Origin of the sequence: Polynucleobacter sp. IMCC 29146 (genome assembly GCF_021395195.1) — a bacterium.
GTDB lineage: Bacteria > Pseudomonadota > Gammaproteobacteria > Burkholderiales > Burkholderiaceae > Polynucleobacter.
On record NZ_JAJVCR010000008.1, the window covers coordinates 15,908 to 30,745 of the forward strand.

The window sequence follows — 14,838 nt, forward strand, 5'->3', positions numbered from 1 at the left end:
TTTACTACACACCTTAATACACAGTGTTTTTTACAATTCTTAACTAGTTAAAACCACACAAAAAGCCTATTTACTACACACCTCGGTTTTTGCCCTGGTGTGTAAGCGGTGTGTAAGCAATTTTGACCACCTATTTCACCACTAACCTCTTGATTCAATTGAGGTATTTGCTACTAGACCCCTAGGGCTTCTTTCTTATGAGGCAGACATCCAAAGAAAATCATTAGGATTTCAAGAGGTTACAGCGCCTGTTTATCGGTGTGTAGCGTTTTGTGTAGTGAAATAATTCATCTTTTAAAAAATACTCTCGAACTCTTTGGTTTTCGAAACTACAGGATTTTTACAGTAACCATTTAGCACTTCATTGCTCCAAAGTGGTTTTACTTGTGGCCTAACCGTTACTTTAAGTAACGCCCAAAAAGACTTGCTATTGGCTGATGTGCCTAGTGACCATAAGCAGTGGCCATTAGGGCAAGGGGAAATTGATTCGTATTTAAGAAAAGCTCTAGAAAGCTAAACCGCTACTCACCTTGGCGCTTTAGGTCTCTATAGAAATTTTCATGTGGGCCAAAAGTTAATAGTTTGATGCTTTCTGTATCTAAAATTCGATAGGCTAATAAACATTGTTGCTGTGATATTCTAAATTTATAAACATACACACCTAGCAAATCCCCAACCTTCGCTTCGCCAATAGCCGGATCTTTGCAGATGAGTTTTAGCGCAGCATCTAGTTCTAGTTTTTGTGGAGCATGCAGTTTTTTAGTGGCCTTTGCAAAGGTGGCCGTAACCAGTAAGCGCATTAACTAAAAACGTACTCGCCAACTACTGGCTCTTGATCGGCAATCAAGATCTCGCGAATCAAAGAGAACGGTAAATCTGGGTTTTCTTGAGCGATCTTGCCAATTTGCGACCAATACTCAATCTGCTTGGGTACTGAGCGATGCTCAACACTTCCAAACACTTTGGCTTGCTCAACTAGGTTTTCTGACAATTTCACGTTAATAGACATGATGGTTCTCCATTAGGTAGTTCCATTATAGCGCAATAAGTTCCTTTTGGGAACCTTTATAAAAGACCATTTTATTCATTGTATGCAGCCAATTCCTGTTTTTGGGCCTGCTTTGTTGATTTGTACGCAAAACTAACCCAATTAGCGCCCTAATTTGCAACCAATTTCAGACCAACATCCGCTCAATATAGGCTGTCAGTCAAAGATAACAATATCATTTGGATGGATTAAAGTTAGATACAAATGGTGGATCAGTTTTAGATGCAAATCAACACATATATGACTTAAGGTGTGCTGGTATACCCTTGCTTTAGTAATTAATTAAGTGTCATTACTACCTAAGCGTTACTTTAAGTAACGCTCAAAAAAATACCAACCCGAAGATTGGTATTAGATTATTGGTGGGCCCAAGAGGACTTGAACCTGGAATCTAGAAGGTTGGATTGTTAGTCCCACTCTTAATGAACGGCCAATAGAAAATAAATTCCTAATAGCTCTCATCCGTAAGGCGCAAGCTTAGGCTCCCAAGTGCATTTAAATAAGCAATAATTTATACCGTCTTACTGCCACTAAAATGCTCTTGCTTTAGGGTGTATATTTCCACAGATCATTTAAGTAACCTGCGCTATTGGTTGCGTCATACCCAAAGCCGCCAAATATCCATAAGTTGCCACTCAAATCTGTCCAACCGATACTGTCTTTTCTGCCGCCAGGTTGGTTAGTTGAAGCCAGCATCCCCATGCTTCCATAAACTCCGACCCCATTGATTTCACTACTACCACCCATCCAAGTCCATTGATTGTTGGTGGGAGTGTATTTCCATAAATCATTTAAATAGCTAGCAGTACCTGGAAGAACAGGTGGTGGAGGTGTTGATGCTCCGTTGCCATCCCCGCCGAACATCCATAAGCTTCCACCTGCATCTATCCACGAAAACGGGGTGCGGTGAAATCTAGCACCTGGCACGTTATTAGGCGAAGCCTCCCCTTGAGATCCGTATACACCATATGCCTTATATCTCCTATCTCCACTCATCCACACCCATTGTTTCGTAGTTGGGCTATATTTCCATAAATCATTCAAAATGCCTTGAGGATTACCGAGACCATCAAAGCCTGAACCGCCAAATAACCACAAGTTACCGCTACTGTCGAGCCAACTAATCGCATCTAATCTTGAGCCAGGCACAGTAGTGCTAGTTGCTATACCCTGAACCTCATAAGTTCCCGAGACATTTGTACTGTAGCTAGAACCTGTCTTACCGGCGCCCGATCTAAATGTCCAGGTGCTATCGCCTGGATTAAATTCCCATAAGTTGTTATAAGTCGTTGTAGTTGCAAGATCACTTGCGCCACCAAAAAACCAAAGATGGCCATCCTTTGAGGTCCAACCAATTGCGCCAAGTAATCCACCTGGTGTATTAGAAGTGCTAGCAACATCTTTGGCGCCATAAGCTGGGGATGCGCCAGTTGATTTACTTCCAGATACCCAAGTCCATTCATTTGTCGTAATGCTAAATTTCCATAGATCATTTAATGTGCCAGGTAACAAATTTAGCTCATCAAAACCATATCCCCCATATAGCCACAAATTACCACTGGAATCATGCCAACTTACTGCCCCCATCCGGGCGCCTGGAACATTCCTTGCACTAGAGATTCCCTGGATTCCATAAATACCTGATGCATTGGCTGCAGAAGAGCCGCTTACCCAAGTCCATAAATTCGTGCCTGGAGAATATTTCCATAAATCATTTAGAAAAGTCGTGGTGCCATTCCAGCCTCCAAACATCCATAAGTTACCGCTACTATCAGTCCAGCTAATAGAGATGTAACGACTTCCTGGGATATTGGTCGCGCTTGATGACCCTTTAGTGCCATAAACACCTGGGGCGCCCGTCTGATTACTGCCTCCCACCCAAGTCCAACTCGATGTCGGTGAAGATGACGTGCAGTTTACATTGCAGCCAGATGATCCGCCTCCACAAGAACCTAAGGTAGCAATTGCAATTAACAGCAACGCATATCTAATCATTGATTTCAATTTAAAAAGCTTTATTCAGTGTAATTGTTAATGCCTGGGTTGTAACATTGCCTGAACTAGTACCAGTATTTGTTCCAGTTCTTGTTCCGCCAATGGCAGGATTATCGGCCCACGCACCGCCCCAATTACTGGTCTGATTTCCTGTTACCGAGTAGGTATAGCTCATATCCAAAAACCAAGTTGGGTCAATAAAGTATGTGGCTCCAATCACTGCACCCGCCCCAAACACCCATTGTGAAGCTGAATAACTTGATGGTGTACTAAGTCCTGTAACGCTGGTTGTTAAACCATTCATGTCAGCAAACCCAGTAATTTGATTAATGTTGTATTTGGTTTGAGCCAATGTAGGGCCTGCGCCAAAGTAGACATAACTTTTCTCAAAAGATCGACCAATAAATGGCATTAGAGACATCTGATGATTGATGGTTTGCTGATAAGAACGAACAACATAATTGCCATTAAACGGTGTATATGTGCCTGCTTGATAGTAGCCCCCAGATTGAGGAATCAACATATTATTTACAGTGGAGGTTGTACCTAAATAGCTATAAGCAAATTTTCCACCCCACATCCAATTACTTCCAGAAAAATGCTGAAAGTAACCAGCTTGTAATGATGGGGCTGCTGTATTTTGATTTCCTAAAGTAACTCCGGTTGATCCTGCGGCTGATCCAGTAATTGAGGCCTGTGGAATTCCTAATTTATCTTGGGTGGGAGGTGTATAAGACGTTCCTCTGCCATAAGTATTTTGATTACTAAAACCAATCGTATTTTCACTAACGCCTAAGCCAACAAAAAAAGCTGATTGCGGCACGATTGAAACTGAGCTGGTTTGCGCTAAAGTGCATACACTAAAGCTAAAACCTATTAATGCAACAGCCTTTGATTTAACTTTCATACACCCACCCTTAGTTATTGGTTTAATGAAATATGTAAGATCCATAACTAAATCCTAGCATAGTAATCATAGAATAAAAAGGTGGAATTTCACTAGATTTTTAATTGGTTTAGCATCTCATTGCGGTCAACATCCGTCACCCTCTATTAGTGGTACTTAAAGTAACGCTCAAAAAAATACCAACCCTAGAGTTGGTATTGGATTCTTGGTGGGCCCACCAGGACTTGAACCTGGGACCAAAGGATTCCGGTTTGTGTTAGTTTCCTAACTCCCTGGACTATGCCTTCACCGTATTCATTTCTGAACTTAGGTGGGTGCCGTCTAGTCTCTACACCTTCAACAGCACTTTCATACTGAAGCTTGGCTCGGCGTTAGCATGTCTTGCGATTTAGCTTTCTCCGAATTTGACACCATCCCTTATGCAGTTTCCACGCATAAGGCACAACTTTCGCTATGAGTCCTCTGCTCTAACCAACTGAGCTATGGGCCCTAAAACTCGTACATTAATCTTATTTACTACACACCTTAATACACAGTGTTTTTTACAATTCTTAACTAGTTAAAACCACATAAAAACCGCATTTACTACACACCTCGGTTTTTGCTCTGGTGTGTAAGCGGTGTGTAAGCAATTTTGACCACCTATTTCACCACTAAGCTCTTGAAATCATTGAGGTCTTTGTTACAACACCCCTTGGGCTTCTTTCTTATGAGTCCTCTGCTCTAACCAACTGAGCTATGGGCCCTAACCTGCCATTGTAATTGAAGAGGCCTTTTAAATACTCAACCCAGAAGGACTTGATGAGTTTTGCATTTAAAAAGATATACATTAGAATATGTATATCTTACAGGAGTAAAAATCATGATCGTGTCCAAATGGGGTAATAGTCTCGCAATTCGTTTACCTGCTCAAGTGATTGAGTTTTTAGAACTTAAAGAAGGTGATGACATTGAAATTCATGTTGCAGATAAAAAACATTTCCAAGTAAAGAAAAAACCTTCATTACAGGATAGGCTTCAAGCTTTGAGAAAATTTCGTGGTCGTATGCCCGCTGATTTTCACTTTGATAGATCTGAACTAAATGAACGCTAAGAAAATATTTTTTGATACCAATACCTTACTGTATTTACTTTCATCTGATTCAAAAAAAGCAGATTGGATTAGTTCAAATCTACAGCAGTCTAATGTGATTAGCGTTCAAGTTCTAAATGAATTTACATCTGCCAGTCTCAGAAAAATAAAAATATCCAATGCCGAGCTAGATGAATTTTTAGATTTATTCACATCCACATTCAATGTGATGACGCTTGATGTGGAAACTTTCAACACAGGATTAATGATTTCCAGGCGATATGGTTATCAACACTACGATTCAATGATTATCGCTGCAGCACTCCAGGCAGGATGTGAGAGGCTTTACTCAGAGGATATGCAGCATCGACAAATCATCAATAAGAGACTGCAAATCGTGAATCCTTTTGCCTAAAGAATTCACGATCATTCTTTGAAAACGATCAATCTTCCTCAAGGAAGGTTTTAAGTTTATCGCTACGGCTTGGATGGCGCATCTTACGTAAAGCCTTCGCTTCAATTTGCCGAATACGCTCACGGGTCACATCAAATTGCTTACCCACTTCTTCAAGCGTGTGATCGGTGCTCATTTCAACACCAAAGCGCATACGTAAAACTTTTGCTTCGCGGGGCGTTAAAGAATCAAGCACATCTTTCACTACATCACGCATTGAATCATGCAAAGCCGCCTCAGCTGGCGCAAGTGTATTGCCATCCTCAATGAAATCACCTAGATGAGAATCCTCATCGTCACCAATTGGGGTTTCCATGGAGATTGGCTCTTTCGCAATTTTCATAATCTTACGAATCTTATCCTCAGGGATTTCCATCTTCAGGGCTAAAGTTGCAGCATCAGGCTCGTGGCCAGTCTCCTGCAAGATTTGGCGACTAATACGATTCATTTTGTTGATAGTTTCTATCATATGCACAGGAATGCGAATTGTGCGCGCTTGATCAGCGATAGAACGTGTAATAGCCTGACGGATCCACCAAGTGGCATAAGTTGAAAACTTATAACCACGGCGGTATTCAAACTTATCTACCGCCTTCATTAAACCAATATTGCCTTCTTGAATTAAATCTAAGAACTGTAAGCCACGATTGGTATATTTTTTAGCGATAGAAATAACTAAACGTAAATTAGCTACTGTCATTTCACGCTTTGCTTCACGCGCACGTTTTTCGCCAGCAGTCATTTTTTTATTAACTTCTTTTAACTCAGGCAGCGGCAAGACCACGCGCGTTTGAATATCAATTAACTTTTGCTGTAACTCTTGTACTGCGGGAACATTACGTTCAAGCAGTGCACTATATGGCTTAGATTCTTTTAATAAATTTGCTGTCCACTTCAGGTTCATTGCCATTTTTGGAAATGCATTAATCACTTCACCTCGATTAACGCCGACTTTATCAACCAAGAGGCTAACGATACCCCGCTCTAGCTTCCATACTTGATCTACTTGTGAACGCATGGTGTCACATAATTTTTCTACACTCTTGGCTGTTAGGCGAAAACCGAGCATTTCATTGCGGATACTTTCTTGCGCCTTAATATAGGCTGGGCTGTTATAACCATCGCGATCAAAAGCGCGCCGCATTTTATCGGTTTGCGTGCGAATAATGGCAAATTTCTTTAATGAAATTTCTTTGAGTTCTTCAAGCTGTTTGGTGTTAGCCGTACTTGCGCCCCCAGCACCTTCTTCCTCGCCCTCTTCCTCGCCCTCGATGGCATCGAGATCAACTTCAGGTTCTTCGGGGCCAAGCTTGATATCTTCGGCATTTGGATCTACTAATCCATCTACAAATTGATCAATCTCCATTTCGCCAGCAGCAATTTTTTCGGCATTTGCCAAAATTTCACCAATGGTTACTGGGCAGGCTGATAAAGCCATGACCATATCTTTTAACCCGGCTTCAATTTTTTTCGCGATAACGATTTCGCCTTCACGAGTTAACAAATCTACGGTGCCCATTTCACGCATATACATCCGTACTGGGTCCGTTGTTCGTCCAAATTCTGAATCGACAGTTGATAAAGCGGCTTCAGCCTCTTCTTCAGCCTCTTCTTCAGATGCACCTGCAACGCCGTTTTCATTTAATAAAAGTGTTTCTGCATCAGGTGCCTGCTCGTAAACCGTAATACCAATATCATTTAAGAGACCAATTAAGGTTTCTAAAGCATCAGCGTCAGATAACTCATCTGACATCACATCATTCATTTCGCCATGGGTGAGGTAGCCTTTCGACTTACCCATCTTAATTAACATTTTTAAGCGTGCACGCCGCAGTTCCTGCTGCTCTTCGCTACCTAATTGTTGGGCGGCAAATTCTTTTAATAAGGCTTTTTCTTTTGCCTTACGATCGCGCGCTTTTTGGCGGTCTGTGCGAACATCAGTACCAGGCTCAACTACCTCTTCAATTTTAGGCTTGCGGCCACGGACTTTTTTCTCGGCCTCTACTTCAGGCAAAGCTGCTACAGCGACTGCAGCAACCGCCTTCCCTTTTTTTACTGGCTCTACTGCCTTAGCGACAGCCTTACCAGCCGGTTTTGCAATAGCCTTGCTCGCCGTCTTGGCTGCGCCCTTCGCAATTACTTTCGCACCACCCTTGGGAACAGCTACCTTACTTGCTGGTTTCTTCGCTGTTACCAGCAGCTTCTTCGGGTGTGGCTTAGCACTTGACTTGCTGCTACCTTTAATCGGGGCCTTAGCAACAGCCTTTGATGGTGTTTTAGCCTTGGCTTTGACGCCAGACTTTACAGGCGACTTTCCCACTGGCTTTTTAGCCTTTGGGCTGATTTTCTGCAGTTTTGTTTTTGCTACAGTCTTGACCGATTTGGCTGCTGGTTTTGCTGCCTTCTTCGTAATTGACTTTTTAGCGACAGTAGCTTTAATTATTTTTTTGGGTTTAGTGGTTGGCATAGGTTAGCGTTTACTTACAATTCTGTTAGGGGATGCCAGTAACCCATTGGCTCTGACGGCGGGCAAATATCCAAATTTCATCAAACTACAATGCAAGTCATTGAATTACAACAATAATTTTTTCGGGAGCCTTACATTATAGTCGATTGACGGGTTTTTGCCTATCTTCCTACGCAAATCTCAGTTTTTCCCCTAACTCGCGGTAGCGTTTACGGTCATCCTCACTCGCCACATTCTGCGCAATTTTTTGGGCAATTTCGGTCATTTCTTCTTTCAGGTGCAGCAGTTCCAATTTTTTCACGGCGCCATTTAAATCGGCATTTGCTCCCTCTAAATCAAGGTCAGAACCCATTACTCGCTGCCGCAGTATTTCATATAAAGGGGCTAATTCACTACTAGCTAACTGCTCCTGAAATAATGCAAAAGCCGCAGCACCTGCAGCGGGAGCCGCGTCGCCCTGCGCTAAGAACTCAACCAAATCACATTGCTTCAGTAGATCTTCCATTAAGCCTAAAGTTTTCGCTGAGCGTTGCTGTGCTGACTTAAGGATTAATTGTCTACGACTTAAATCAAGCCCTTTACCCAAGTGCGGAAACTGAATTAAGACCCGCAAAATTTGCTCTGCTAAATCAGTTGGTGCTTGTGGCGGCATCACTGCTTGCGCAACATTTTTGCGCTGTCCACCTTTACCTGATTGCCAGGGGGCAAATGAGTCGCGCCCTGGTCTCGTGCCTGAGATATTGGCCTGCCAATAAGGCGGGCGACTTTGGGCATTACCTTGCGCTTGACTAGAATTTTGTTGGGCTGTTTTAGAAACTTGCGCTAAACCACAAAAGGCCTCTAATTCAGGTGGGGTGGTCGCCGTACGTAAAGCAACTTCACGTAAAATTTGCGTACGTAAAGCAATCGGCGCCATCGATAACAACAATGGTTTACTAGCATGATGTATTTTTGCCCGACCCTCGGGTGTACCCAGATCTTGCTCTTCGCTCACTGTTTTAAAAAAGAAACTCGATAAAGGCATTGCCTCTTTAATCGCCTTATCAAAAGCTGCAGCACCAAAGGTGCGGACATAGCTATCAGGATCATGCTCGGTCGGTAGAAATAAAAAACGAATTTCTTTATCGTCAGACATCAGCGGCAAAGAAGCTTCGAGTGCGCGTTGTGCTGCGCGCTGACCAGCAGCATCGCCATCAAATGAAAAAACAATGCGGTCGGTTTGGCGCAATAAAGCCCGCACGTGATTAGCAGTACAAGCCGTTCCTAAGGTTGCAACAGCATTACCAAAACCTAATTGCGCTAAAGCTACTACATCCATATAGCCTTCACAAACTAATACAAATTCTTTTGCACGAATCGCTTGGCGCGCTTCAAATAGGCCGTATAAGGTATTACCCTTCGAAAACAAAGGCGTTTCAGGTGAATTTAGATATTTAGGCTCGCCTTGATCTAAGATGCGCCCGCCAAATGCAATAGTTTGTCCCTTCGGATTGCGAATGGGAAACATAATGCGCTCGCGAAAGCGATCGTAACGTTTACTATCATCGCCTTCACTTTGAATGATTAAACCGCCCTCTAATAATATTTTGGCAATCTCTTCATTGGAGTACACACCAAATACTGCCTCTAGGCCCTGCCAACCATCAGGTGCATACCCCATCGCATACCGTTTGGCAATTTCACCGGTTAAGCCGCGGCCCTTCAAATAATCGATGGCACGAGGAGCAACTTTTAATTGCTGCTGATACCAATCAGCAGCCAAAGTCATCACTTCGCTTAAGGCCAGCGCTTGTTTTTGTCTAGCTACATCCAGCAATGTGCGTTCTTCACGTGGCACCGTTAAACCAACTGAGCGTGCCAACTCTTCAATCGCTTCGATATAGCCAAGACCCGAATATTCCATCAGAAAACCAATCGCCGAGCCATGAACACCACAACCAAAGCAGTGATAAAACTGTTTAGTAGGTGAGACAGAAAACGAGGGTGATTTTTCTTGATGAAACGGACACAAACCTTGATAGTTTGCACCCGCTTTTTTTAATTGCACATGTTGACCAACAACATCAACGATATCGATTCGATTAAGTAAATCGGCGATAAACGATTGTGGAATTAAGCCCACGGTTTAGCCTAGGGTCATGATGGATTTAAGGCGACCTTTACCATTGCCGAAACTGCACCCATATCAGCCTTACCGGCTAATTGCGGTTTGAGTGCACTTATCACCTTGCCCATTTCTTGCGGACTGCTGGCGTTTAGTTGGGCAATTGTGGCTCGAACAATTGCCGTCACTTCATCAGTTGATAATTGAGCTGGCATATAGCCTTGCAAAATTGTTTGCTCCAACGCCTCTATTGCTACCAAATCAGAGCGACCCGCTTTTTGAAACTGTTCAATCGAATCTTTTCTTTGCTTGATTAATTTTTCCACTATTGCCACCACTCCAGCATCATCAACGACGACGCGCTCATCGACTTCACGCTGTTTAATGGCTGCCAATAAAAGACGGATAGTATTTAAGCGAGCCGTTTCTTTAGCCCGCATCGCGTTTTTCATATCTTCGGTAATTTGTTCTTTAAGGCTCATGCTGTCACTCTCCTAAATACCTATGAATATAGTAATACCAGTGCACTACAAAGCAAAAACCCGCTGCGTATGACCGTCAGCGGGCTTAAAACATCGACTTGAAGAATTAACTCAGCAAATAAATGGATGAATAAAGACTTATTAGAACAGCTTCTTGGGCAACATTTGACTGCGCAAACGCTTGTAATGGCGTTTAGCGGCGGCGGCTTTTTTGCGTTTACGCTCAGCTGTAGGCTTTTCGTAAAATTCGCGTGCGCGTAAATCGGTTAAGAGGCCATTTTTCTCAATGGTGCGCTTAAAACGGCGCAATGCCACTTCAAATGGCTCGTTTTCGCGGAGGCGGACTGTTGTCATGCTGTTTAACTCGTTTATGCTCGAAAATGATTGAAAATTTACAGAATCACGGATTCTAGCACGACTAGGCATAAAAATGATTGTTTTGGGTATCGAAACCTCTTGTGATGAAACGGGTCTAGCCGTCTATGACACGGCCCCCCTCGAAGCCGGGCTCCCCGCGGCGCTGGGCATTATGGGGCAAGCGCTGCATTCCCAAATTGCCATGCACCGAGATTATGGTGGGGTAGTGCCTGAACTAGCCTCGCGCGACCATATTCGGCGTATTTTGCCCCTTCTAGAACTAGCCCTAGAGCAGGCTAAGCTAGATTTAAAGGCCATAGACGCTGTGGCATATACCCAAGGGCCTGGCTTAGCGGGGGCACTTTTAGTGGGCAGCGCCTTTGGTCAATCGCTAGCACAGGCACTACAAAAGCCGGCATTAGGCATCCACCATTTAGAGGGCCACTTACTTTCCCCTCTTTTGGGCGCCGCTAGTGATGGCGTACCAAACTTTCCCTTCGTAGCCCTCTTAGTTTCGGGTGGGCACACTCAATTAATGTGGGTTAAAGCCGTGGGGCAATACGAACTTCTAGGCGAAACTCTCGATGATGCTGTTGGTGAAGCTTTTGATAAAACAGCTACTCTTTTAGGATTAGAGTACCCCGGAGGAGCTGCAGTATCTAAATTAGCCACACTAGGTAAAGCGGGTCGCTTTAACTTGCCGCGCCCCATGCTTCATTCAGGTGATTTAGATTTTTCATTTTCAGGACTTAAAACTGCAGTACTTAATCAAATAAAACAACATTCACAATTTGCAAGTGCAACTGCTGCAGACGACTTTCGAGCTGACTTAGCCTATGCGTTTGTGGAAGCGGCAGTCAGCGTCTTGGTTAGTAAAACTGCCAAAGCAATGGAGTTAACAAACTGTCGTGATTTGGTCTTAGCTGGCGGAGTGGCCGCGAACATCCAACTGCGCATGGCTCTGCAGACGGCAGCAAAGGACCAGCAATTTCAAGTTTTCTATCCCCCCCTTGAGCTTTGCACTGATAACGGCGTGATGATTGCTTTTGCTGGCGCGATGCGCTTACTCACTCAGCCCCACTCAGAAACGCAAACTGACCTTGCTGGAGCCTTTAACGTTAAGCCGCGCTGGGACTTGGCTCAACACAAGTAATGCGGGCAAAAGCGCTGTGATTGTGAATCGATTCAAAATTTTCTGCGTCAACAGTGAAACCACGTATGCGCGCATCTTGTTGCAAACGCCCAGCCACATCACGAACTAGGTCTTCTACAAATTTCGGATTATCGTAAGCGTGCTCGGTGACCCACTTTTCATCAGGACGTTTTAATAAACCCCACAACTCACTCGAGGCCTCGGTCTCGGCGATCGTAATTAACTCTTCTACTGTCATGATGGCTTGCGGATCTAGTGCCACTGTCATGGTGACATGCGAGCGTTGATTATGAGCACCATAATCGGAAATTTCTTTTGAGCACGGACATAAGCTCATCACTGGCACGATGACATGCAATATTAAAGTCGTGGTTACTGCGCCCGCTTGCGTACCCAACTGATTTTTTTGGATTTGTGCAGTCCACGTCACCTCATAATCCATCAGACTCTCAACGGCAGAAACGGGTGCTTGTTTTTGTACAAAGTGCGTATAGGTAAATTGAATCATGCCTTGTTCGGCTTGTAATAACGGTAACATTTGCTGCGTCATCGTTACTAACGCGCTACTATCCATCGCGGTATTTTGGGTTTGTAAGAGCGCAATAAAACGTGACATATGCGTGCCCTTACTAGCAGCTGGCAACGCGACGTTCATCGTAAAGTTTCCCACAGTAGGAAAGGTGCCGCTAGCAGTACGAATCGTTAAGGGATGGCGAATTCCCCGAATGCCAACTTGCTCAATCGGCATCGCCCGCTCATCAGCAGTTGACTGCACATCAGGCATGGTGCGATTTTTGAGGAAAGAGAGGTTTAAATCATTCATTGCACTATTTTCAAGGAAAATTGGGTTCTTTGCCATCTCTGGCGTCAGATTACTTACTAAGCGACTGTGCCAATGGCTGAATTTGTGCCCTAATGGTACTGGGAAAGCGCTTGGCAATAGCTGCGCCAATGCCTGCTGCATCAAGGCCACACTTCGCCATTAACAAGTTATAGTCGCCATGCTCAATAAATTCATCTGGTAGGCCTAGTTGCAATAAGGGTTTATTGATTGCCATGGCGGTTAAGGCCTCCAAGCAAGCGCTACCTGCGCCCCCCTGAATTGAACCATCTTCAAGTGTGACCAGAAAATCATGCTCAAGTGCGACTTTTTTTAATAATTCAGTATCTAGAGGTTTGACAAAACGCATATTCACTACAGTTGCATCACAGTCTTCTGCGGCTGTCAGGGCTGGATACAGCAACGTACCAAAACTCAAAATTGCGAGCCGATTACCAACTGCTGCGCCAGTTTGCCGACGAATCTCGCCCTTACCCAAAGGCAAGCTACGCAACTCTTGCGGCGGCGTACGCCCGACACCAGCGCCTCTTGGATAACGCACGGCACTAGGATGAGGTTGATGAAAAGCCGTTGTTAGTAAGTCACGGCACTCGGCTTCATCAGCAGGTGTCATGATGAGCATGTTCGGAATACAGCGTAAAAATGGAATGTCGTACGCCCCCGCATGAGTCGCACCATCTGCACCCACTAAACCTGCTCGGTCTAAAGCAAACACGACTGGTAAATCTTGAATGGCAACATCATGAATCAACTGGTCATAGGCCCGTTGTAAAAAGGTTGAGTAAATTGCTACCACCGGTTTCAGTCCTTCGCATGCCATACCAGCAGCGAAGGTAACCGAATGTTGCTCAGCAATGCCCACGTCGTAATAGCGCAATGGAAAGCGTTTTTCAAATTCAACTAAGCCCGAGCCCTCGCGCATCGCTGGCGTAATACCCACTAAGCGCGAGTCAGCCTCAGCCATATCGCAGAGCCATTCACCAAATACTTGGGTAAAGGTTTGCTTGCCTACCGCAGCCGGCTTAATGCCCTCTTCATGATTAAATTTTCCTGGGCCGTGATACATCACGGGGTCGGCCTCGGCCAATTCATAGCCTTGACCTTTGCGCGTAATCACGTGCAAAAACTGTGGGCCGCCGCCCTCTAGGGCTAAGCGTCGCAGATTTTGTAACATCGGTAATAAGGTATCTAAATCATGTCCATCAATTGGGCCGAAATAGGTAAAGCCAAATTCTTCAAAAATTGTCGAGGGAGAAACCATTCCCTTAGCGTGATCTTCTAGTCGCTTGGCAAATTGCCGTAAAGGTGGCGCCATTGATGAAAGCGCGCGATCAATACCCTTTTTTGTAGCTGAATAAAATTGGCCGCTGAGAAGGCGCGCTAGATATCGATTTAAAGCGCCAACTGCTGGTGAAATCGACATATCGTTATCGTTCAAAATCACGATCAAGGGTAAATCTTCATAAATACCAGCATTGTTCATCGCTTCATAGGCCATGCCTGCACTCATTGCGCCATCGCCGATTACCGCGACTACCACGCGCTTTTCACCTTTGGTTTGCGCTGCCCTTGCCATGCCAATAGCAGCAGAAATGCTAGTGGAAGAGTGGCCAGTGCCAAAGGTATCGTAGTGACTCTCAGCGCGCCGAGGAAAACCCGATAGGCCACTAAACTGCCGCAATGAATGCATGCGCTCACGGCGCCCCGTTAAAATTTTATGGGGATAACTTTGATGACCCACATCCCATACCAAGCGATCTTCGGGAGTATTAAAAACATAATGCAACGCTACGGTTAACTCAACTGCGCCCAAATTAGATGAAAAATGTCCGCCTGTTTTAGAGACTGACTCAACAATAAATTGCCGTAATTCCTCGGCTATTAGGGGCAGTTCTTCGCGCGACAATTTTCTCAGGTCGCTGGGGTCATTAATAGTGGGCAAAATCATCTTCATTAGT

13 protein-coding genes are annotated in these 14,838 nt (G+C 44.4%); 3 read left to right on the forward strand and 10 right to left on the reverse strand.

Annotated elements, in window-relative coordinates; all coding sequences use genetic code 11:
• Positions 1–521: 521 nt before the first annotated feature.
• The 4 genes from LZT22_RS09880 to LZT22_RS09895 all read right to left on the reverse strand — a co-directional run bounded on the left by LZT22_RS09880 (position 522) and on the right by LZT22_RS09895 (position 3,950).
• Complete coding sequence (locus LZT22_RS09880; RefSeq protein WP_233925020.1) at positions 522–800, reverse strand: type II toxin-antitoxin system RelE/ParE family toxin; 279 nt, start codon at positions 798–800, stop codon at positions 522–524.
• Positions 800–1,009 carry a ParD-like family protein gene (locus LZT22_RS09885; RefSeq protein WP_233925022.1) on the reverse strand — a complete coding sequence of 70 codons (210 nt, stop codon included), beginning with the start codon at positions 1,007–1,009 and terminating at the stop codon, positions 800–802. Before LZT22_RS09885 ends, LZT22_RS09880 begins: the two co-directional genes overlap by 1 nt.
• Before the next feature lie 585 nt (positions 1,010–1,594).
• Complete coding sequence (locus tag LZT22_RS09890) at positions 1,595–3,043, reverse strand: kelch repeat-containing protein (protein ID WP_233925024.1); 1,449 nt, start codon at positions 3,041–3,043, stop codon at positions 1,595–1,597.
• 10 nt (positions 3,044–3,053) lie between these two features.
• Positions 3,054–3,950 carry an outer membrane protein gene (locus LZT22_RS09895; protein ID WP_233925026.1) on the reverse strand — a complete coding sequence of 299 codons (897 nt, stop codon included), beginning with the start codon at positions 3,948–3,950 and terminating at the stop codon, positions 3,054–3,056.
• A gap of 862 nt (positions 3,951–4,812) precedes the next feature.
• Here LZT22_RS09895 and LZT22_RS09900 point away from each other — a divergent pair.
• The gene (locus LZT22_RS09900; protein WP_233925028.1) at positions 4,813–5,043 is read left to right on the forward strand and encodes an AbrB/MazE/SpoVT family DNA-binding domain-containing protein; all 231 of its coding nucleotides are present in this window, start codon (positions 4,813–4,815) and stop codon (positions 5,041–5,043) included.
• A complete protein-coding gene (locus LZT22_RS09905) occupies positions 5,033–5,437 on the forward strand; it encodes a PIN domain-containing protein (protein WP_233925030.1) in 405 nt (134 codons plus the stop codon). The genes LZT22_RS09900 and LZT22_RS09905 overlap by 11 nt, the downstream gene beginning before the upstream one ends.
• 28 nt (positions 5,438–5,465) lie before the next feature.
• Here the strand turns inward: LZT22_RS09905 and rpoD are convergent, their stop codons facing one another.
• The 4 genes from rpoD to rpsU form a co-directional block, all read right to left on the reverse strand.
• Positions 5,466–7,943: an RNA polymerase sigma factor RpoD gene (gene rpoD, locus LZT22_RS09910; protein ID WP_233925032.1), complete on the reverse strand. Its 2,478-nt coding sequence runs from the start codon at positions 7,941–7,943 to the stop codon at positions 5,466–5,468.
• Between the two features lie 169 nt (positions 7,944–8,112).
• Positions 8,113–10,065 (reverse strand): DNA primase, encoded by a 1,953-nt coding sequence (dnaG, locus tag LZT22_RS09915; RefSeq protein WP_233925034.1) that lies wholly within the window; start codon positions 10,063–10,065, stop codon positions 8,113–8,115.
• 14 nt (positions 10,066–10,079) lie between these two features.
• Complete coding sequence (locus LZT22_RS09920) at positions 10,080–10,529, reverse strand: GatB/YqeY domain-containing protein (RefSeq protein WP_233925036.1); 450 nt, start codon at positions 10,527–10,529, stop codon at positions 10,080–10,082.
• Between the two features lie 141 nt (positions 10,530–10,670).
• The gene (rpsU, locus tag LZT22_RS09925; protein ID WP_233925038.1) at positions 10,671–10,883 is read right to left on the reverse strand and encodes a 30S ribosomal protein S21; all 213 of its coding nucleotides are present in this window, start codon (positions 10,881–10,883) and stop codon (positions 10,671–10,673) included.
• A gap of 76 nt (positions 10,884–10,959) precedes the next feature.
• Here rpsU and tsaD point away from each other — a divergent pair, with 76 nt between their 5' ends.
• Positions 10,960–12,039: a tRNA (adenosine(37)-N6)-threonylcarbamoyltransferase complex transferase subunit TsaD gene (gene tsaD, locus LZT22_RS09930; protein ID WP_233925040.1), complete on the forward strand. Its 1,080-nt coding sequence runs from the start codon at positions 10,960–10,962 to the stop codon at positions 12,037–12,039.
• Here the strand turns inward: tsaD and folE2 are convergent.
• Together folE2 and dxs are read right to left on the reverse strand one after the other, a co-directional pair.
• On the reverse strand, positions 12,005–12,862 hold the full coding sequence (gene folE2, locus LZT22_RS09935) for a GTP cyclohydrolase FolE2 (RefSeq protein ID WP_233925146.1): 858 nt from the start codon (positions 12,860–12,862) through the stop codon (positions 12,005–12,007). The two genes, tsaD and folE2, sit on opposite strands and share 35 nt — an antisense overlap.
• Positions 12,863–12,911: 49 nt before the next feature.
• Positions 12,912–14,828, reverse strand: a complete 1,917-nt coding sequence (gene dxs / locus LZT22_RS09940) for a 1-deoxy-D-xylulose-5-phosphate synthase (RefSeq protein WP_233925147.1) — start codon at positions 14,826–14,828, stop codon at positions 12,912–12,914.
• Positions 14,829–14,838: the final 10 nt, after the last annotated feature.